Here is a 615-nt window from a genome sequence, read left to right on the forward strand (position 1 = left end):
GCATCGGCGGTAAGCGCCAATGCCACAACGCCCACAGCAACAGACCCAACAGCAGCAGCCCAAATAACAGCCACGGCCAGCCGCGCCACAGCCGCCGCACCGGGCGCGGGCCAGGCGCTTGCGGCGGAGTAACCACTGGCGCACGCGGCTTGAGGCCCCAACGCACCACCACCGGCTCGCCGTTGATGCTGTACAGGTTATTGAGGTCCGGCGAGCCAATCAGCCCGCGCAAACTGGCCGCTTGCTCGGTCTGGCCGCGGGCGCCCAACTCATCGACCAACAGGCCCAGGCTGGCTTGGCGCTGGTGATAACGCGCCAGCAAGGCCGTGCGCTGCTCTTCGCTCAACTCATGAAAGCGCGTGGGCTGGCCACCCAACTCGCTCCACCACTCCACCACCCCGCCGCTGCCAATCCGCGGGATCGCGTAAACACTCGCCACCGAAGGCGGGAAGTGCTTGAGGATCAGCGCGATCTTAGCTTCCAGCGCGCCTAGCCCCGTGGGGCTGGCGTGCTCATCCCGAGTAATGCGCTGCATCGTTTGGATTCCTGAAAACAGTGTCGGCGGCACTGGGCCGCCGACGGTGAGGCCTGCAAGCCTTATTCGTAACCGAGGCT

At 65.9% G+C, this 615-nt stretch carries 1 pseudogene; it reads right to left on the bottom strand.

Going from position 1 to position 615, the window contains the following annotated elements:
- A pseudogene (locus tag AQS70_RS10350) lies at positions 1–535 on the bottom strand (hypothetical protein); the annotation flags it as partial.
- Between the last annotated feature and the right edge of the window lie 80 nt (positions 536–615).

The organism is Pseudomonas endophytica, from assembly GCF_001411475.1.
Lineage (GTDB): Bacteria > Pseudomonadota > Gammaproteobacteria > Pseudomonadales > Pseudomonadaceae > Aquipseudomonas > Aquipseudomonas endophytica.